The sequence below is a fragment of the Mesorhizobium sp. M0152 genome (assembly GCF_040322415.1).
GTDB lineage: Bacteria > Pseudomonadota > Alphaproteobacteria > Rhizobiales > Rhizobiaceae > Mesorhizobium.
Genome location: NZ_JAMYTH010000006.1, coordinates 186,671 through 206,760, shown reverse-complemented (window position 1 = coordinate 206,760; position 20,090 = coordinate 186,671). Strand labels below are relative to the sequence as shown.

The 20,090-nt window shown below is 62.9% G+C and carries 15 protein-coding genes; 8 read left to right on the top strand and 7 right to left on the bottom strand.

The window, feature by feature from the left end:
* Position 1: 1 nt before the first annotated feature.
* Entirely contained in the window at positions 2-1,786 is a 1,785-nt protein-coding gene (locus tag NKJ26_RS09445; protein WP_502903099.1) for a bifunctional alpha/beta hydrolase/class I SAM-dependent methyltransferase, read from the bottom strand.
* A gap of 39 nt (positions 1,787-1,825) precedes the next feature.
* Positions 1,826-2,434 carry a CDP-alcohol phosphatidyltransferase family protein gene (locus tag NKJ26_RS09440; RefSeq protein ID WP_352695034.1) on the bottom strand — a complete coding sequence of 203 codons (609 nt, stop codon included), beginning with the start codon at positions 2,432-2,434 and terminating at the stop codon, positions 1,826-1,828.
* 235 nt (positions 2,435-2,669) lie between these two features.
* On the opposite strand from NKJ26_RS09440, the gene NKJ26_RS09435 reads away from it, so the two are divergent.
* The 3 genes from NKJ26_RS09435 to NKJ26_RS09425 all read left to right on the top strand — a co-directional run bounded on the left by NKJ26_RS09435 (position 2,670) and on the right by NKJ26_RS09425 (position 6,159).
* Entirely contained in the window at positions 2,670-3,149 is a 480-nt protein-coding gene (locus NKJ26_RS09435) for a MarR family winged helix-turn-helix transcriptional regulator (RefSeq protein ID WP_352598656.1), read from the top strand.
* The gene (locus NKJ26_RS09430) at positions 3,146-4,324 is read left to right on the top strand and encodes an HlyD family secretion protein (protein WP_352695033.1); all 1,179 of its coding nucleotides are present in this window, start codon (positions 3,146-3,148) and stop codon (positions 4,322-4,324) included. Before NKJ26_RS09435 ends, NKJ26_RS09430 begins: the two co-directional genes overlap by 4 nt.
* A gap of 302 nt (positions 4,325-4,626) precedes the next feature.
* Entirely contained in the window at positions 4,627-6,159 is a 1,533-nt protein-coding gene (locus NKJ26_RS09425; RefSeq protein ID WP_352695032.1) for a DHA2 family efflux MFS transporter permease subunit, read from the top strand.
* Between the two features lie 16 nt (positions 6,160-6,175).
* Here the strand turns inward: NKJ26_RS09425 and NKJ26_RS09420 are convergent, their stop codons facing one another.
* Positions 6,176-6,691, bottom strand: coding sequence for a CAP domain-containing protein (locus NKJ26_RS09420; RefSeq protein WP_352695031.1), 516 nt, complete (start codon positions 6,689-6,691; stop codon positions 6,176-6,178).
* A 321-nt stretch (positions 6,692-7,012) separates the two neighbouring features.
* Here NKJ26_RS09420 and NKJ26_RS09415 point away from each other — a divergent pair, with 321 nt between their 5' ends.
* Entirely contained in the window at positions 7,013-7,840 is an 828-nt protein-coding gene (locus NKJ26_RS09415) for a DUF2189 domain-containing protein (RefSeq protein WP_352598524.1), read from the top strand.
* Positions 7,841-8,005: 165 nt separating this feature from the next.
* Here NKJ26_RS09415 and NKJ26_RS09410 read toward each other — a convergent pair whose 3' ends face one another.
* The 3 genes from NKJ26_RS09410 to NKJ26_RS09400 all read right to left on the bottom strand — a co-directional run bounded on the left by NKJ26_RS09410 (position 8,006) and on the right by NKJ26_RS09400 (position 13,008).
* A complete protein-coding gene (locus tag NKJ26_RS09410) occupies positions 8,006-8,638 on the bottom strand; it encodes a LysE family translocator (protein ID WP_352695030.1) in 633 nt (210 codons plus the stop codon).
* Between the two features lie 230 nt (positions 8,639-8,868).
* Positions 8,869-10,854, bottom strand: coding sequence for a pilus assembly protein TadG-related protein (locus tag NKJ26_RS09405; protein WP_352695029.1), 1,986 nt, complete (start codon positions 10,852-10,854; stop codon positions 8,869-8,871).
* Between the two features lie 189 nt (positions 10,855-11,043).
* On the bottom strand, positions 11,044-13,008 hold the full coding sequence (locus NKJ26_RS09400) for a pilus assembly protein (RefSeq protein ID WP_352695028.1): 1,965 nt from the start codon (positions 13,006-13,008) through the stop codon (positions 11,044-11,046).
* A gap of 253 nt (positions 13,009-13,261) precedes the next feature.
* Between NKJ26_RS09400 and NKJ26_RS09395 the strand changes: the two genes are divergently transcribed.
* Positions 13,262-14,122 (top strand): TIGR01459 family HAD-type hydrolase, encoded by an 861-nt coding sequence (locus NKJ26_RS09395; RefSeq protein WP_352695027.1) that lies wholly within the window; start codon positions 13,262-13,264, stop codon positions 14,120-14,122.
* Positions 14,123-14,128: 6 nt separating this feature from the next.
* The gene (locus tag NKJ26_RS09390) at positions 14,129-15,109 is read left to right on the top strand and encodes a bifunctional riboflavin kinase/FAD synthetase (RefSeq protein WP_352695069.1); all 981 of its coding nucleotides are present in this window, start codon (positions 14,129-14,131) and stop codon (positions 15,107-15,109) included.
* A gap of 79 nt (positions 15,110-15,188) precedes the next feature.
* On the opposite strand, the gene NKJ26_RS09385 is transcribed toward NKJ26_RS09390, so the two are convergent.
* Positions 15,189-15,743, bottom strand: coding sequence for an HdeD family acid-resistance protein (locus NKJ26_RS09385; RefSeq protein WP_352695026.1), 555 nt, complete (start codon positions 15,741-15,743; stop codon positions 15,189-15,191).
* Positions 15,744-15,930: 187 nt separating this feature from the next.
* Between NKJ26_RS09385 and NKJ26_RS09380 the strand changes: the two genes are divergently transcribed.
* Complete coding sequence (locus NKJ26_RS09380) at positions 15,931-16,743, top strand: MipA/OmpV family protein (RefSeq protein WP_352695025.1); 813 nt, start codon at positions 15,931-15,933, stop codon at positions 16,741-16,743.
* Between the two features lie 287 nt (positions 16,744-17,030).
* Positions 17,031-20,006 (top strand): isoleucine--tRNA ligase, encoded by a 2,976-nt coding sequence (gene ileS / locus NKJ26_RS09375; protein WP_352695024.1) that lies wholly within the window; start codon positions 17,031-17,033, stop codon positions 20,004-20,006.
* Positions 20,007-20,090 lie beyond the last annotated feature (84 nt).

Below are 20,090 nucleotides of genomic sequence, written 5' to 3'. Positions count from 1 at the left end.
TTCAGCGGCGCCGCGCGACCGAGACGGTGAAGATGCCCCACTGGTCGATGCGCTGATCGAGCTTCTCGAAACCGGCGGCTTCGACGAGCTGGTCCATCTCGCCTTGCGTGCGCCGGCGCATGACCCAGGCCTGGCCGCCGCGATGCGAAGTCAGGCTGCGGGCGATCATTTCGAGCTGCGGATGCCAGGGCTGGTTGGTGTAGAGCAACAGGCTGCCCGGCTGCATGGCGTGGGCAAGCCCGCCGAGCGAGCGGCCGATCATCGCGTTGTCCGGGAACAGTTCATAGAGGCCGGAAACGATGGCGAGATCGGGCGCCGGATCGGCGCCGGCGAGCATGTCGGCATCGAAAGCGTCCGCACGCTGGAACGAGATGCTCGCCGGCAATTGCCGCTCGGCAATCAGCTTGCGGCCAAGCTGGACGTTGAGGTCGGAATAGTCCTGCAGGCGCACGCTCGCCGGCTGGTCGGGGCTCTTCACAATGGCATCGAGAACATAGCGGCCGTGGCCGGCGGCGATGTCGAGAATGTGCGCTGGCCGCCCAGTGGCATTGAGCGTCGCCAGGCTGGAGCCGATCAGCTCTTCAAGATGCAGCTTGCGCTGGCGGATGCCGCGCCAGCCGATGGCTTCGAGGAAAACGCGGTCGACGATGCGGCCAATGCGCGTAACGCCCCGCGCGTCGTTCTCGTAGACGTAATCCAGCGTCGAGCCGGAATCGAAGCCGGTGGTGACGCCTGCCTTCATGCCCGACGAGACCCAGGCGCCCATGCGGATGGAGGCACGGCTGAATGCCCAATAAAGCCCTTTGGGCGACAGCGGATCGAGCGGTGAGGCAAGCCTGTCGGCCTCGTCGCGCGTGTAGCCGGCGATATCCGCCTGTTTCAGGTCGACCGGCGCATCCGGTGCGGCGAACTGTTTTGCCAGGAATGGCCGGATCAGGTCGAGCGCCTGCGCCCGGTCGCGCTCGCCCAGCGTGTCGTGGAAGAAACCCGGCAACACATGGCGTTCCTTGGTGCGGCTGCCGAGATTGACGAAGAACTCGTGCTGCGGGCCGTGGCGCACCACCCAGTCGCTCCCCGAAAGCAGAAGCTGCGTCGGCACGGTGATGGCGCGGGCGTCCGCAACCATGCGCGCCGCATGCTGGTAGAGTTCGACCAGAATATTGGAGGCGATCGGCCGCGTGATCAGGGGATCGCTCTCGAAGGAGGCGATGCGCACGGGATCATGGGTCAGGAACTTCGCCTTGACGTAGGAATTGACGAAGAAGCGGCCCTTGATCTTCTGCCAGAACGCGATGCCTTCCCTGGCGAAAGGCACGTAGAGCTTGACCGAGAAGGCTGGTGAAGCCAACACCATGGCGCGCAGTTTCGGCGCATAGTCGTGCACCCAGGCGGCGGCGAGCACCGCGCCGAAGGATTGCGCGATCAGCGCAATATCCTGCGTGGCGACGCCGTCCCTGGCGGCGATCTCGCGCATGAAGCAGTCGATGTCGCGCACCAGAGCCGAGAAGGAAGGGGCATAGCCGCGCTCGCCGGACGAGCGGCCATTGCCGCGGGCGTCCCAGGCGTAGAAGGCGTGGTCCGGCATCAGCAATTCGTCGACGAGGTGGGCCATGCGGCCGCCATGCTCGTGGCCGCGGTGGAAGAGCACCACAGCGCCCTTGGCCTCGGCGGAAGCTGCCGGCCAGAACCGGTAGAAGATCTCCGTCCCGTCATGGCTGCGGAAGACCCGCTCTTGCGCTTGCCGCTCGAGGCCTTCCGCGGCCGCGGGGGCGATCGGTTCGTGCATCATGGTCTTTCCCTCTGGCGGCATGGCGAGCCTCGATGCTCAGTTGGCGCTGCCAATAAGGCCGGCGCGTATCCGGTTTATGGCGGTCAACAGCGAAAGCGTTGCCATGGCCGGAAACACGAGCGGCGCGATGGATACCGGCCAGAGCCCGGCGGCGCACAGCACCGCGACCACGCCCAGTGCCAGCGCCCTGTCGCTCTTGCCGAATGGCCCGGCATAGTTTCGCCCGATCCCGGCGGCGATGCCGAGCACGCCGGCGAATTCAGTCAGCACCGCGGTCAGGGCGGAAGCGACGACGCCCCATGGGCTGAACTGTGGAAAGGCGGCAAACGGCAGGATCAGCGCAAGATCCGAAACGACGTCGCAAAATTCGTTGAGATACATGCCGAGCGTCGAGGCCTGTCCGTGTTCTCGCGCCAGCATGCCATCAACGGCATTCAGCGCCATGCGCACGAACATCACCACGGGAATGAGCAGCAGCAGCGAGCGCCATTCATGCAGGATCGCGATGGCCGCCCCGGCCGCGATCGACATCAGGGCCGCCAGGATGGTTATGCTGTTTGCGGTGACCCCGATGGCCGCCAGCCGATTGACAAGCGGCCGCAGCCTGCCCTGGAAAGCCGGCTTGAGAGCGTAAAGCGTCGGCATGTCGTTGATCCCCCGATCCTGACCCGAGGCTGTACATCAATATGTCACACGCGACCAGCGTATAGCCCATTGCGCTTGATGCAGCGGACACCGTCATGCCGACTTGCCATAGCACCGGCCAGGTGTTCATCAACCGCTAACCACGACTGCATCGCGCGGCTGCCATGCACGTTTGCATGCCTCTGGCGCAATGCGGCACCTTGAATAGTAAGCACGCTTATTATATATGTCGCTCATGGTTTCAGATGGCATAGACAGATTGGGATTTTTGATCCACGACGTGCAGCGCCTGATGCGCAAGCGCTTCGAGACGCGCGCCAGCGGGCTTGGCCTCTCCTCAGCGCAATGGCGCCTCATGGTGCGTGTCGCCAAGGAAGCGGGTGTCACCCAGGCGCGGCTCGCCGAACTGCTCGAAATCGAGCCGATCAGCGTTTCGCGCCTTGTCGACCGGATGGAGGAGGGCGGCTGGATCGAGCGCCGGGCCGATGCCACCGACCGCCGCGTGCGCATGATTTTCCCGACCGCCAAGGCGAGCGCCGCCTATGCCGAGGTCAAGAGCCTGGCCGGCGAAGTCTATGAGGATTCGCTTGTCGGCGTTTCGCCGGAGGACCGTGGCGTCCTGATCAGGGCGCTTGACACCATGGCACGGAACCTCGCCGAGGACGACGCGTCGTCCGACGAAAAGATCAAGAATGCGGAAGGCGCAGCAGCATGAACGCAGTAGCCAAGATAGACGAGAATGCCACTCCCAAGGTGGAGATGGAAGCGCCGGCACAACCGGCCTCTGCTCCCGTTGCCGTCGCTCCGGTGCAGCCGGTGCCGGAGCCAAAGAAGAAGCGCCGCATTGGCCGCTTGCTTTTGATGCTTGTCCTGCCGGCGGCATTGGCCATCGGCGGCGGCTATGTCTGGATCACCGGCGGGCGTTATCAGGAGACCGAGAACGCCAACCTGCAGCAGGCCAAGGTGTCGATCGCCTCGGATACGGCGGGCCGCATAGTTCAGGTTGCCATATCGGACAATCAGATGGTGAAGCAGGGCGATCTTCTGTTTGCCATCGACCCCGAGCCTTACCGGATCGCGCTCGCCCAGGCCGACGCGGCGGTGGCTGCCGCGCGTCTCAATGTCGAGCAACTGCGTGCCGCCTACAGCCAGGCTCAGGCTCAGCAGAAGTCCGACGTCAGCGAGGTCGGTTACGCCCAGTCGCAATACGACCGCGCCGCCGATCTCGCCCAGAAGGGCATCAACGCAAAATCCGCGCTCGATGAAGCCAGGAACGATCTCGACAAGGCAAAGCAGCAGCTTGCCGTTGCCGAGCAAGGCATCATCAGCGCCAAGGCCGCCCTTGGCGGCAATCCCGACATCGAGACCGACAAGCACCCGACGGTGATGGCCGCGCTCGCCGCGCGCGACAAGGCGGCCTACGACCTGGCGCAGACGACGGTGAAGGCGCCCGCCGACGGCGTCATAAGCCAGGCCTCGTCGTTCAAGGTCGGCCAGTTCGTCGGCGCCGGCACACCGCTGTTTTCGCTGGTCGAAACCGGCGACACCTGGATCGACGCCAACTTCAAGGAAACCCAACTCACCCACATGAAGCCGGGTCAGAAGGCCGAGATCATGGTCGATACCTATCCGGGCAAGACCTTCGAAGCGGCCGTCAAGGCGATCGGAGCGGGAACCGGCGCGGAGTTCTCGCTGCTGCCTGCCCAGAACGCCACCGGCAACTGGGTCAAGGTCACGCAGCGCATTCCGGTGCGGCTGGAACTGACCGATGCCGACGCCAAGATGGCGCTGCGCACCGGCATGAGCGCCACGGTTACCGTCGACACCGGCGTCGCGCGTGGTCTGCCGTCGATCTTCGGTCACGCCAAGGCCGGCGAGGCCGCGCAGTAAAGTCAGGCCAAGCCCGCAGAGACCAGGCGGGTGAGGCGAGTAGCAGGATTGGTCTGATGGAAGAGTGGAAAGGATCAGCGTTTAGGCCGGACCGCATTGCGCCTGGACCGAATCCGAAATCTTCCACGATCCGTCGGTCCTGATGTTTCCGGGCGGCAGGCATCCGCTCAATCGAGACTTTCAGTCGATGTAACCCCCACATCGATGATCGCGTCCCACCGCGATGAAGGTCTCTCAACGGAGGCGTTGCCGCCCGGAAACCCGTTGTACACGTTTTTGTTACCTGCTGGAAGTTCCACGTCATGAGCACACCCGAACCTTTCAAAGAAGTGCCGCATCGCGGCCTGATCACGGTCGCGCTCATGCTGGCGACGATCATGCAGGCGCTCGACACCACGATCGCCAACGTAGCGCTGCCGACCATGACCGGCGATCTCGGTGCTTCCCCCGACAACATCAACTGGGTGCTGACCTCCTATATCGTCGCCGCCGCCATCATGACGCCGGTCACCGGCTGGCTGGCCGACCGCTTCGGCCGCAAGGAACTGTTCCTGACCTCGGTGGTCGGCTTCACCGTTTTTTCCATGCTGTGCGGCCTGGCGTGGAGTTTGGAATCCATAGTGTTCTTCCGGCTGATGCAAGGCGTCTTCGGCGCCGCGATCGTGCCGTTGTCACAGACCTTTTTGCTCGACATCAATCCCAGGGAGCGCCACGGCCAGGCGATGGCCATCTGGGGCGCCGGCATCATGCTGGGGCCAATCCTGGGGCCGACGCTCGGCGGCTGGCTGACGGAGAATTTCAACTGGCGCTGGGTGTTCTTCATCAATTTGCCGGTCGGCATCATCGCCTTCCTCGGCATGGCCGCCTACTTGCCCGCCATTGCCCGGCGGGTGCGGAGCTTCGATTTCTTCGGTTTCGCCATGATATCGCTCGGCGTCGGCGCGTTGCAGCTGCTGCTCGATCGCGGCGGCGAGGTCGACTGGTTTTCCTCGATCGAGATCTGGATCGAACTTGGCCTTTCGATAACCGGTTTCTGGGTGTTCATCATCCATACGATGACGGCGGAACATCCCTTCATCGATCCGAAGATATTCCTCGACCGCAATTTCGTGACCGGGCTGGCGTTCATCTTCGTCATGGGCGTGCTCATCCTGGCGAGCATGTCGCTGCTGCCGCCAATGCTGTCGACCATCTTCGGCTATCCGACCGTCACCATAGGCATCGTCATGGGGCCACGCGGTGTCGGCACGATGATTTCGATGCTCGTCGTCGGGCGGCTCATGAGCAAGATCGATGCCAGGATCCTCGTCGTCATCGGCTTCCTGCTGACCGCGCAATCGCTCTACACCATGTCCAGCTTCACGCCGCAGATGGACAACTGGCTGATCATCAGCTCCGGCGTCATCCAGGGCTTGGGCATGGGAATGGTGTTCGTGCCGCTGTCGACGGTGGCCTTCGCCACGCTTGACGTGCGCTTCCGCACCGATGCCACCGCCTTGTTCAGCCTGGTGCGCAATCTTGGCTCGTCCATCGGCGTGTCGGTCGTGACGGTCCTGATGGTCCGCAACACGCAGGTCAACCACAGCGAGCTTTCCGCCTTCATCAATCCTTTCAATCCCAATCTCTGGGCGGTTTCGCCGGCAGCCGCGGGCGGCGATCCGACGGCGCTGTCGCAGATCGATCGCGTGGTCAATCTTCAGGCGATGATGATTTCTTACGTCAATGACTTCAAAATACTCATGGTGATGACGCTGATTGCCATCCCGTTCGTTTTCCTGCTGCGCAAACCAAAGCAGGCGCCGGCCGACGGCGCACCGGCCGCGCACATGGATTGAGGGCAGGCGGAAGCGCCTACTTTCCCAGCACGAGGCTCCAGTAGCGCACAGCGCTGTCGCGGCCGTCGCGTACATAGGCAAGGCCGAAGCGGGTGAAGCGCGGGTCGAGCATGTTGCGGCGGTGGCCGGGCGAATGCACCCAGATGTCGAACAGTTTCTCAAGGTCGAAGCGGCCCTCGGCGATGTTCTCGGCCGCCGCCCCGCCAATGCCATTGTCCTTGACGCGCGAGGCGAAATCCTTGCCCCATCCGGTGGTGTGGCTCATGCGGCCGCGCCCGGCCATGTAGCCGGCCTGCTGGAGTGCCGCTTTTTCCAGCTGTGCATCGGGAGCGAGCGGCCCCAACCCCGCGGTGGCGCGGATGCCCGCCAGCGTGCTGGTGGCGGAGGAGGAGGCCCCGGCACCTTCGCCGGCTGGCAATGAAACGGTGCCGCAGGCGGCGAGCCCTACTAGTGCGGCAAGGCCGACGCCCTTCAGCAGCATGCGCCTGTTCGGATTCGGGATCGGGTGGTTTTCGATTTTCGCAATGGTCATGCTCGCCTGAGATAATGGCGATCATGGCTTTTGCCGGGCAGGGCGACGAAAATTCCGGCCGAACCGAAGGTTCTAGGCGGCGGTTTCGAGATTTGCTTCCAGGGAACGGCCGGTCCGATCGTCTTCGGTATGCGCCCACCAGGCGCCGAGCGAAGGCAAAGCCTGCTTCCGCCGGGAGCGAAAGTTGAAATCGAACATCGCTCGATTCCATGGACTTGGCGACAACCGCCCCTAAATCGGCTAGGATAGCGCCTGTGCGAGAAGGGCAGCTATGGGCGGCCATCCTGGCGGTGACCGTCCCCGACATACAGGAGGAAGGTTATGGCCGGCTTTCATGTCATGGCGGACGCGCGAGGGATGCATGTACAGCCCTCGGTGCGCCATATCACCACGTCTGATCTATGGGACGCGCTGCGCCTCGGCGTCGAGGATTTCTGGGCAAAACCGTCGCACTATGTCTTCTTGTGCCTGATCTACCCTATCGTCGGCCTGATCCTGACGCGGTGGACGTCGTCTGGCGCCAATGCCATCCAGCTTATCTATCCCTTGATGTCGGGGTTCGCACTGGTCGGCCCGTTCGCCGCGCTCGGTCTTTACGAGATCAGCCGTCGGCGCGAGCTTGGCATGAACACCTCCTGGTGGCACGCACTCGACGTGCGCCGCTCGCCTGCGATTCCGTCAATCGCGGTGATCGGCATCATGCTGGTGGCCCTGTTCCTGTTGTGGCTGTACACCGCGCAATCGATCTATATCGGCCTGTTCGGCGACCAGCCGCCGGCTTCGATCGGCAGCTTTGTGCGTGAGGTGCTGACCACCAGCAAGGGCTGGACGCTGATCCTCGCCGGCAACGCCGCCGGCTTCGTCTTCGCCGCGGTGGTTTTGGCGACGACGGTTGTTGCCTTCCCGCTGCTGCTCGATCGCGATGTCGGCGCCGTCTCGGCGATCGAGACTTCTGCCAGGGTGGTGATGGCCAACCCGTTGCAGATGGCGCTGTGGGGCCTGATGGTCGCCGTACTTCTGGTGATCGGCTCTATCCCGCTGTTTGCCGGACTGGCCGTGGTCATGCCGATCCTTGGTCATGCCACCTGGCACCTTTACCGCAAGGTGGTCGAACCGGAGCGGGGGGAACAGACAAGACGGCCGATGTAGCGCGCGCGCCCCTCGATACCGAGTCCGGGCCGCTTCAAGGCCCATGGTCACTGCGCGCACTACAATGCGGCTGCCGCCGAGCGATCCATAAGCGACGTCCGTGCCTTCTGAAAGAAGTCTTCGGCGGCTAGTCTGAGAGCGAGACCGCGCTTGAAGCTTTCGCCCTCAGCGTTGCGCGTCGGTCGCCATCTTCAGCGCCAGTGCCGCCAGCACGGTGCCCATCATCCAGCGCTGGATGACCAGCCACAATGGCCGCCCGGCAAGGAAAGCGGCGATCGAACCGGCCGTCACCGCGATGATCGCATTGACGGTCAGGCTGATCGATATCTGCGTCGCGCCGAGCACCAGTAGCTGCGACAGGACATGGCCCTTGCCGAGGCTGATGAACTGCGGCAGCAACGACAGGTAAAGCACCGCGACCTTGGGATTGAGCAGATTGGTCATCAGGCCCATGGCGAACAGCTTGCGCGGCCCATCCTTCGGCAGTTCGCGCACCTGGAACGGCGAGCGTCCGCCGGGCTTCACGGCCTGCCAGGCCAGCCACAAGAGATAAAGCACGCCGGCAAAGCGTAGAGCGTCGTAGGCATAGGGCACGGCGAGCAGCAGCGCCGTGATGCCGAGCGCGGCCGACAGCACATAAAAGAGAAAACCGACCGCGACACCGCCAAGCGAGATCAGTCCGGCCTTTGGCCCTTGCGACAGCGATCGCGAGATCAAATAGATCATGTTCGGACCCGGCGTCAGCACCATGCCGAGGCAGACCAGCGCGAAAGCGAGATGATTGGCGGTTTCGGGCATCGGTTGGTCCCCAGCGCGCGGCGATGATGCGCGATCTCGCGAGTGGCCAACGTGTGCCCGCCCCGACCGGCGCTTGCAAGAGCTTGGTGGCGCCAAGCATTGCGCCAGGGAAGCCATCCTGGGGCTAAGGAGGGTCACGTCGAAACGGATTTACGCGATGCGCGCTTTCAGTCTTTGCTCTTTGTGCATGTCGTTATCTCAAAACCGGAATCACTTTCGGGCGACGTGCATCAGCCGACCACACGCAGGTTCGACAGTTCGTTGCCGATTTCCTTGAAATCGTTCGACAGGCTCGCGCCCGTCGCGTTCCAGAACAGTTTGGCCGGTTTGCTCGCGTCCGTCGGATCCTTGCGGAAGCGCGAGTCCGACGAGCAGGATTTCAATGCATTGATTGCCTGCAGATCGCTGGCCTTTGTCGTGGACAGATCGAGCGCAACCGTCATCACCATGATGTTGGCCGCCTTGGCGTTGTTGCAAAGCGTCGCCATCTGTTCGTTGAGCGCGCCGGTATAATTGCCGTTCGAATAGTCGAACTGGCCGATGGCGCTCGATGTGCCCATGAACAGGCGGCCGACCGAGGTGCCGTTGTAACCGGGATTAAGATAACCGTAGGACGCATAGGTCGATTTCGAGCCCGCGGGGTCGGAATAACCCAGCGACGAGGGCGTGTAATAGGTGTTGGCGCCGTCGGTCAGCACGATCACCACCTTATCGTTGCCTTTCTCCGTTTCCGAACGTCCCTGCGTAAACGGCTGACGGCTCGAAACCACCCGCCAGCCCCATGCCATGCCCTCCGGAACATTGGTGCCGCCGTTCGGCTGCATCAGGTCGATCGCGGCCTTGATCGCGGTGAGCCCGTTGGCGTCGCTGACGTCGGTCAGCGGCGTGATAGGATTGGTGGTGCAACTGTAGTTCGGGCCGTTGCCGGCCGCCAGCGCCGGCGCATCGATCGGCCGCGGCTGGAAATATTTGGCCATGTTGCGCAGCCGCGATTGGCCGGTGCTGCTTGAAGGGTTGTCGTTCCACCAGCTGTTGACGGCACCATAGGTTTGCGGCGCGGCTTCGTCGGGATCCTGGGTGAGCTTCCAGTGATTGCCAGGCTCGTCCGGGGCGAACATCGGCACGAACATCGTTGCCGGATCGCCGACGCCTATGCCGGTGTTCGCCGAGCCGCCGGCGGGCGGCGTGTCGTTGACATTGTAGGGATAGGGCCGGGCCTCCACGCAGCCTTGCCAGCTGGCGAACGGACCGTAGGAATCGATGTAGTCATATTCGTCGTGGTTGCGTTTGCAGGTGTTGTTCGAGTTGTATTCGTCGCACACCACGCGCTTGCTGTTGACGACGCGCTCGTGGTTGGTGACGACCTTCATGTCGTGGTAGAGCGAAAACCGGGTCAGCATCTGGCCTTCCTCGCTGCCCCAGCCGGTGCCGCGCTTGTACCAGATGCCGTTGGCCTGCTGGGCGTATTTGTCGGCCGCGTTCAAAGCCGACCAGTCGAAGCTCTCGTTCGACACCGGCGACAGGCCCTCGGTGTCCATCCAGGACGCATTGCCGTTGCCAGGACCGACATTGACCGAAGCGGCGAATGGCACGAGGCCGAATTGCACCGGCTTGTCGACCTGCTTGATCGCCACGGCCTGCTGGGCAAGCGTGTCGACCAACTGCTTCGCCGCGGTCTTGAGGAGATCGATACGCTTCTGCCCCGAGCCGGTACCGGGCGTGACCATGGATCCCGAATTGTCGAGCACGAGGGCGACTTCCAGCGTGTTCTTCAGCCGCACCTCGGAGGTGACGTCGAAGCTGATCTTCTGGTTCGCGTCGGTCGCGGATTTGCCGACGAGCTGGGCGAAGGCAGGATAGAAATAGGGCGCGTAGTCAAGCCGTGCGGTCATCGTAAGCAGGCCACCGCCACTGGTGCTGGTTGGCAAGGTGACGTTGAGCGTCGCGTTCGCGGGATTGATATCGTTCAGGTTGGCATTGAAGAAGTCGAGCGCGTAGGCTCTCAGCTGGTCGTCGGTCGCGCCTTCCGTCAGCCGGCGCGCGGTGGCGAAATTGGCGGCGTCGAGCGCGTTCGTCACCATCTGCTTTTCGCGGTTCATTTCGGTATAGTCGACGGCGATCGCCACGCCGCCCATGAGCGGCACCATCGCCACGACCGTCACGAGAGCATAGTTGCCGCGCCTGTCGCGGCAGAACTGACGCCAGATTTCATGCATGTCTTGCAGCGGCCCCCGCCGGCGGATTCTCGATCGGCGCCAGCTTTCCACAAAACGCTGAAGGACGGGTTTGGGAAACCGCTCGATTGCCTCGTCGGCGTTTCACCAAGCGCTAACCAATCCAGGAGCCGCGGCCACGGGGTCGTTCAAACTGAACGCCCCCGGGGCGGGGCGTTCAGAATTTGTCGATCAGCTGACGATGCGCAGGTTGGACAATTCGTTGCCGATCGTCTTGAAATCATTGGACAGCGTCGCTCCGGTCGAATTCCAGAACAATTTCATAGGCTTGGTCGAGTCGGTCGGATCCTTGGTGACGCGCGAATCGGATGAGCAGGCTTTCAGCGCATCGATCTGCGTTTTTTCGGCCGCGTTGCTCGTGTCCAGGTCGAGTGCGATCGTCATCACCATGACGCCAGCGGCTTTTGCGTTATTGCAAAGCGTGGTGAAATGCTCGTTCACCGCTTTTGTGTAGTTGGCATTGGAATAGTCGGTCTTGTTGACGTTGCCGCTGGTGCCAAGGAAGATCCGGCCATAGCTGTAGCCGTTGCTGAAAGGCACGACGTAGCCGAGAGCCGAGTAGATGGCCTTGCTGCCGGCCAGGTCGTTGCCACCAGAATTCCAGTAGGTTCCAGAGTAGCTCTGCGCCGTCACCGACGTTGGCGTGTAATAGGTGTTCGCGCCATCGGTCAGCACGATCAGAACCTTGTCGTTGCCTTTCTCCGTCTCGGGCCGGCCGTCGGTAAAGGGAGCGGTGCTGGAGAGTGTTCTCCAGCCCCACGACATTCCTTCCGGCACGTTGGTGGCGCCATCAGCGGCCATGGCGTCGATTGCTGTCTTGACCGTGGTTGCCCCGGCTGTCGTGGAAACATCGGTGAGCGGTGTGATCGCCGTCGTGCTGCAGCTGGTGTTAGGGCCGGCGTCCATGCCAAAGCCCGAAGTAACGGTGGTGCCCGGATCGGCGAAATATTTCGGCATGTAGCGCTGGCGTTCCGCACTCGTGACCGGCGGCACGAGTATGCCCGCCGGAACGTCCGTGTGCCAATTATTGTTGGCGGGACGGCTACTGCTGTCGGTAAGGTCGGTTTCATCGGGCGCGAACATCGGCACGAATAGGGTTGCGGGTGTTCCGGCCGAAGCAGCCGTATCTTGGATGTTGTAGGGGTAAGGACGGGACTCGACGCATCCACCCCAGGACGCAACGCTGCCATAGGTTGATGGTGTCGTCGTTGTCGTGCAAACCTGGTTCCTGCCGGAGCCGATACATGTCGTCGTCGAACTTACCGTCACAACGCGCTTCATCTGGTTGTAGACCGAGAACCGCGTTAGCGGCCGGTCCTTCTGGGTCGCATCCCAACCGGTGCCCTTCGCGTACCAGACGCCGGCGATATTCTCTGCGTATTTGGTCGATCCCCAGGGAGATTTCAGCTGGGTCATGGTGTTCGTCCAGTCGAAATTCTCGTGATGGATCGGCGAGATACCGGTCGTGTCCATCCATGCCGCCGAGGCATTGGCCGGGCCGACATTCACCGAGGCGGCGAAGGGGACGAGGCTGAATTGGACCGGCTTGGTGATCTGCTTCATCTGCTGGGCCTGGCCGGTCAACTGGTCGACCAACTGCTTGGCGGCGTCCTTGAGGAGGTCGAACCGCACCTTGTTCGAGCCCTTGCCGAGTTCCGTCATGGAGCCCGAATTGTCGAGCACCAGGGACACTTCCAGCGTGTCCTTCAGACGCACTTCGGAACATGTGTTGAACGCGACGTCGGTGGTGCCGCCGCTGCCGCCGAGCAGCAATCTCGCCGCCGGCTCGAAATAGGGCTTATAGGTTAGGGTGCCGCAAAGCTTCAGTGTTCCGCCGCCGGTGTTGTTGTTGGGCAGCGTCACGGACAGCGTGGTGTTGGCTGGATCGATATGCGAGAGATTGGCCTCGAAGAAATTCTTGGCATAGGCCACGGCATCGGCATCACTGGCGCCGGCAACGATCTGCCGGGCGGTGGCGATGCCGGCGGCGTCCAGGGCGTTCAAGGCGCTCTGCCGCTCATGCACCATTTCCGTATAGTCGACGCCGATCGCCACGGCGCCCATCAGCGGCACCATGGCGAGCACGGTCATCAGCGCATAATTGCCACGCCGGTCGCTTCCGAATCTTCGGATCATTGTCACAGCTGCCCCCGCCAAATCGATAATCAGCGGGGGAGGGTGTCATAAATCGTTAAATTTCAGGTTTCTGGATCATATCCAAGGTCAGGCTGCACTTTCAAAGCTCGTTAACCAACCAGTGAACGGTGGTGGATGTCCGGTGCAGGCGGGCGAAAGCTGGTGACAGCGTGGGCCGGTTCGGATAATTCGGACCGGCTGCGGCGAAGCGTCGGCGGCGGCACTCGCAACGATCATGATCGAAGGAAACGGCATGGCGGATTCGCCTGAAATCATCGGCTCGCTCGCAGACGTGTCGAACGCCTATTCGGCAATTTTTTGCGACGTCTGGGGCGTGGTGCACAATGGCGAATGGCATTTCCCGGCCGCCGCATCCGCGCTGGCGGCGGCACGGGCGGCCGGCATTCCCGTGGTGCTTATCACCAACTCGCCGCGCCGCAGCGCCGATGTCGTGGCTCAGATGAGCGCGATCGGCGTTCCGCCATCGGCCTATGACCGTGTGGTGACCTCGGGCGACGTGACGCGCGAGCTGATCGCGGAAGGTCCGCGAAAGATCTTCCACATCGGCGCCGATCGCGATTTGACCCTGTATGACGGCCTCGACGTCGAGCTTGTCGAGGAGTTCGAGGCAGCCGGCGTCGTTTGCACCGGGCTGTTCAATGACGAGGTCGAGAAGCCCGAGGACTATGCCGAGCTGCTGCGGCGGCTGCGGGCAAGGAACCTGCCCTTCATCTGCGCCAATCCCGACATCGTGGTCGAGCGCGGGGAACGGATCATCTGGTGCGCCGGGGCCCTGGCGCGTGACTATGCCCAACTCGGCGGCCGCACGCTGATCGCCGGAAAGCCATACGCCCCCGTCTATGAACTCGCGATGAAGGAGGTTGCCGAGAGCCTTGGGCGGCCGCTCGAGCGTTCGCAAGTGCTGGCCATCGGCGACGGCATGATGACTGACGTGAAGGGCGCCGCCGATAATGGCTTCGACGTTCTCTATGTCTCGGGTGGCATACATGCCCGCGACTATGGCGATGCTTTGCAACCGGACCTGGCGCGGCTCGGGGCCTTTCTGGAACGGCACGGCTATCGTCCGGTGGCCGTCATTCCCAGACTCCAGTAGGTGACGATGGAAGCCTTCCAGCACCTTTCGGCCATCGCACCGCTGCCCTCCAGCCTACGCGGCGGCGTTGTCGCGATCGGCAATTTCGACGGCGTCCATCGTGGCCACCAGGCCGTGCTCGAACGGGCATTGGCCGAGGCAGTGCGGCGTGGCGTGCCGGCCCTGGTGCTGACCTTCGAACCGCACCCGCGAAAGGTCTTTCGGCCCGATATGCCGCTGTTCGTGCTGACGCCGCCGCCGATGAAGGCGCAGCTCCTGTCGTTGCTGGGCTTTGCCGCCCTTGTCGAGCAGCCGTTCACACGCGAGTTCGCCTCGCTGTCGGCGGAAGCTTTCGTGACCGATGTGCTGGAGAGGACGCTTGGCATTACCCATGCCGTGACCGGGTTCGATTTCCATTTCGGCAAGGACCGCCAGGGAGGGCCCGCCTATCTCATGGCGGCAGGCGAACGCCATGGCTTCGGCGTCACGCTCGTCGACGCTTTTCGCGACGAGGGTGCCGAAGTGGTTTCGTCGAGCCGTATTCGCGAATTGCTCAGCGTCGGCGAGGTGGCCGAAGCCGCCGGCCTGCTCGGCTATCGCTTTACTGTCGAAAGCGAAGTGATGGGCGGCCAGCAGCTCGGGCGAACGCTCGGCTTTCCGACAGCCAATATGAGGCTTCCAGCGGAAGCCGCCCTCAAGGAAGGGATCTATGCCGTCCGATTTCGCCGCGCCGACGGCACGCTGCATGACGGCGTCGCCAGTTTCGGCCGCCGCCCGACCGTTGACGACAACGGCGCGCCGCTTCTGGAAACCTTCGTCTTCGATTTTTCCGGCGATCTCTATGGCGAGATTTGCCAGGTGTCGTTCTTCGGCTTCCTGCGCAGCGAGATCAAGTTCGACGGGCTCGATGCGCTGGTCGCACAGATGAAGCGTGACGAAGCCGAGGCCAAGGCACTGCTGGCCGGCGTGAAGCCGCTTTCGCAGCTCGACGCCGCCATCGCTTTTTAAAGCATGATCCCGAACCAAAGCTCCGCGTCAGCGGAAAGTGGGAACCGGTTCTCGGACAAGATCATGCCCGGGCAAGAAACTATTTTTTCAGTGCCAGGCCGACGGCGATAAAGCTCCAGCCCTGGAAGATCAGGTCGATCGCCAGGAAAAGCCCCAGCACCCATAAGCTGTTGACCGGCCAACCCATGGCGATGATCAACCCCGCAAGCACGCTGATGATGCCGGCGACGACGATCCATCCCCAGCCGCGTTCCGGGCGGTGGCCATAGCCGACCCAGGCGCGCAGCACGCCGGAAGCGACGAGTGCTACGGCCAGCAGGAAGGTAAGCACCGCCGAAGCCAGCAGCGGGTTGTCGAAAGCAAAAAATCCGGCGACCGCATAAAGCAATCCGCTCAGCAGCCAATAGAAGAAGCGGCCCCAGGTCCTGACGCCGAATGCATGCATGATTTCGATGATGCCGGCCACCAGCATCAGCCAGCCCACGACATACACCGAAGCCACCGTGGCGATGAACAGATTGCCGAAGGCGATGCCGCCGAGAATAAGCAGCAACACGCCCAGGCCGACAAACCATCCCCACTTTGCTTGCGTCTGGCCAATCGCGTTCTTCAGGGTCTCGCCGCGCAAGCTCATATCGCCACCTCCATCGAGGACCACAGGGGTGCGGCAACTTAGCCCCGGTGCCGATCCGCGTCCAGCCGAACGCGGGCCCGATGGTTCAAGCAATGCGAGCCGGATGTCTCGTCCTTAAATCAAATTTTACCAAAACCTCTTCAAAGCTGTCGCTGAACGACAGTTGCATCGTGTTAGTGGAGTAACCATGAGTCCGGTCGGAAAGATTTCTGCAGCCTTGGCTATCGTCATGCTGGCTGCGTCAGGTGCGGCCGAGGCCGGTGAGGGCGCTTTCGGTTGGCTGTCCGGCGACTGGTATCTGACTGTAGGTGCCACCGGCATGGTGGCGCCCAATTTCGAGGGCGGGAGACAGTATCTGCTCAGCGCCTCGCCGATCATTTCGCTGGGCAAGGCCGGCCCCGCGGCCCGTTTCACCTCGCGCAACGACAACATCTCGCTGGCGCTTGTCGACGATGACGGCGTTCGCGCCGGCCTGACCGGCAAGTTCCTGTTCTCGCGCGACGACGGCGATGCCGACGAGCTCAAGGGCCTCGATTCGGTCCGCTGGGGCGGCGAGGTGGGCGGCTTCTTCGAATTCTATCCGACGGACTGGATACGTGCGCGTGCCGAACTGCGGCGCGGCATCCGCGCTCATAACGGCTTCGTCGCCGACATCGCCGCCGACGCCTTCTACGATGTGACGCCAACCGTCAGGATTTCTGGCGGGCCGCGCGTCTCGTTTGCCTCGGCCGGCTATTTCGACGCCTATTACGGCGTCAACGCGCAGGAAGCCGTGGCCTCGGGGCTGAGCCAGTACAATCCCGGCGGCGGCCTGAAATCCGTCGGCCTGGGTGGAGCGGTGACGTGGAAGGTGACCGAGCCGATGACCGCCAGCCTGTTCGGTGAATATTCGCGGCTGGAAGGTCCGGCGGCCGACTCCAGCCTGGTCCGGGAGCGCGGCGACCGCAACCAGTTCATGGTCGGCGTGTCGACCACCTACCGTTTCGACTTCGCCATGTAGGTGAATCGAACGAGAGACGCTTTATTCCTGCGCATATCTCCGCTAAAAGCCCTCCAATGACGAGCTTTTCGCGTCCCGTCGCCATTGCGATACGAATTACCGGCCCGGTGTTTCGGGCGGCCTGAGCGCCGCTGGAACCGCCGGGAATCTTGCGCGCGGCCTCTCGCGCTTTTCCACATCATAATGCATATCGCCCAAAGGTGGCCCCGGTTTTGGGAAAACGACATGCGTCAAAGCGATGACTTCAACGCCGCGGGCCGTCTGGCCGGGCACGACATGGCAGACCAATGACCGACGAAACGATCGACTATTCGAAGACGCTTTATCTGCCGCAGACGGATTTCCCGATGCGCGCCGGCTTGCCCGAGCGGGAACCGGTGCTGGTCAAGCGCTGGCAGGACATGGACCTCTACCGCAAGCTGCGCGAAAGTGCGGCCGGCCGCACGAAATACGTGTTGCATGACGGTCCGCCCTACGCCAACGGCAATATCCATATCGGCCATGCGCTGAACAAGATCCTCAAGGATGTCATCACGCGCTCGTTCCAGATGCGCGGCTACGACTCCAACTATGTACCCGGCTGGGACTGCCACGGCCTGCCGATCGAGTGGAAGATCGAGGAGCAGTACCGCGCCAAGGGCAAGAACAAGGACGAGGTGCCGGTCAACGAATTCCGTCAGGAGTGCCGTGATTTCGCCGCGCACTGGATCTCGGTGCAGGGCGGCGAATTCCAGCGGCTTGGCGTCGTCGGCGATTTCCAGAAACCATACACGACGATGGCCTTCCATGCCGAGGCGCGCATCGCCGGCGAGCTGTTGAAATTCGCCATGTCGGGCCAGCTCTACCGCGGCTCGAAGCCAGTGATGTGGAGCGTCGTCGAGCGCACGGCGCTTGCCGAGGCCGAGATCGAGTACCAGGATTATGAATCGGACACGATCTGGGCCAAGTTTCCGGTCGCCAATCTCGTCGTCGCCAACGTCGTGGACGGACAACCGGCTGAGCTCAACCCCGACCTGAGTGGACGGTCGCTGGATCTGCTGAACGCCCATGTCGTCATCTGGACGACGACGCCATGGACCATCCCGGGTAACCGCGCCGTCAGCTATTCGCCGCGCGTCGCCTATGGCCTCTATGAAGTCACGGCGGCCGAGAACGCCTTTGGTCCGCAGCCGGGTGAGAGGCTGATCTTTGCCGACAGCTTGGCCGAAGAAAGCCAGGCCAAGGCCAAGGTCACCTTGAACCGCCTTCACGGCGTCAGCGCCGAACAGCTTGGAAATCTTGTGCTTTCGCATCCCTTCAAGGGTCTCGGCGGTGGTTATGAGTTCCCGGTGCCGATGATTTCGGGCGATCACGTGACCGACGATGCCGGTACCGGTTTCGTCCACACCGCCCCCAGCCACGGCCGCGAGGACTTCGACGCCTGGATGGACGCGGCGCCCGAGCTGCGCGCGCGTGGCATCGACACCGTGATCCCCTTCACCGTCGACGATGCCGGCTTTTTCACCAGGGAGGCACCCGGCTTCGGCCCCGACCGCGAGGGCGGGCCCGCGCGCGTCATCGACGACAATGGCAAGAAGGGAAACGCCAACCAGGCGGTCATCGACGAGTTGATCAAGCGCAACGCTCTGTTCGCGCGTGGTCGCCTGAAGCACAGCTATCCCCATTCCTGGCGATCGAAAAAGCCCGTCATCTTCCGCAACACGCCGCAATGGTTCGTCTACATGGACAAGGACCTTGGCGACGGCACGACGCTGCGCAGCCGCGCGCTGAAGGCCATCGACGACACCCGTTTCGTGCCGGCCGCCGGTCAGAACCGCATTCGCGCCATGATCGAGGAGCGGCCCGACTGGGTGCTGTCGCGCCAGCGCGCCTGGGGCGTTCCGATCGCCATCTTCGCCGACGAGGACGGCAACGTATTGAAGGATGAGGCCGTCAACCAGCGCATCGTGGAGGCCTTCGAGAAGGAAGGCGCCGACGCCTGGTTCGCTGCCGGAGCCAAGGAGCGTTTCCTCGGGAATCACGATGTTTCCAGGTGGAAGCAAGTGATGGACATCCTCGACGTCTGGTTCGATTCGGGCTCGACGCACGTCTTCACGCTGGAGGACCGTCCTGATCTGAAGTGGCCGGCGGACGTCTATCTGGAAGGCTCCGACCAGCATCGCGGCTGGTTCCACTCCTCGCTGCTCGAAAGCTGCGGCACCAGGGGCAGGGCGCCTTACGACACCGTCGTCACCCATGGCTTCACCATGGACGAGGACGGGCGCAAGATGTCGAAATCGCTCGGCAACACGGTCGTGCCGCAGGATGTGATCAAGCAGTCCGGTGCCGATATCCTGCGCCTTTGGGTGGTGACGACGGACTATTGGGAAGACCAGCGGCTCGGCAAGAACGTGCTGCAGACCAACATCGACGCCTACCGCAAACTGCGCAACACCATCCGCTGGATGCTGGGCACACTCGCCCATGACGACGGCAAGGAGGTGCCGCTGGCGGTAATGCCGGAGCTGGAGCGGCTGATGCTGCATCGGCTGGCCGAACTGGATGAGGTGGTGCGCCAGGGCTACGACGCTTTCGAGTTCAAGCGCGTCACCCGCGCGCTGCTCGATTTCATGGTGGTCGAGCTGTCGGCCTTCTATTTCGACATCCGCAAGGACGCGCTCTACTGCGACGCGCCGTCGAGCATCAAGCGCAAGGCCTCTGTTCAAGTGGTGCGCCATCTCTTCGACTGCCTGGTGAAGTGGTTGGCGCCCATGCTGCCCTTCACCATGGAAGAGGCCTGGCTCGACCGTCATCCGGATGCTGTCTCCGTGCATCTCGACCAGTTTCCGGAAATCCCGGCGGACTGGCGCAACGACGCGCTGGCGGAGAAATGGCGCAAGGTCAGGCAGGTGCGCCGCGTCGTCACCGGCGCGCTGGAAATCGCGCGTGCCCAGAAGGTGATCGGCTCCTCGCTGGAGGCGGTGCCGGTCGTCACGATCAACGACGCGGCACTCGAAGCGGCTATATCGGACGTCGACATGGCCGAGATGGCGATCACCAGCGATCTCGTCATTGCCCATGGCCAGGCGCCGCAAGACGCCTTCACGCTCGACGACGTCAAGGATGTCGCCGTGGTGGTCGAGAAGGCCGAGGATCGCGGCCTGGTCAAATGCGCGCGCTCCTGGCGCTACACCGCCGATGTCGGGCAGGATCCCGCATTTCCCGACGTTTCGGCGCGCGACGCTGCCGTGCTGCATGAACTCAAGGCGCTCGGCCGGCTTTGACGGGTGTGCCGCGTATCGGTGCACAAATGCCACGCCGGGCGGTGCAAATCCGCCCGTGCGTTGCCCTTAACGAGTGGTTGAGGT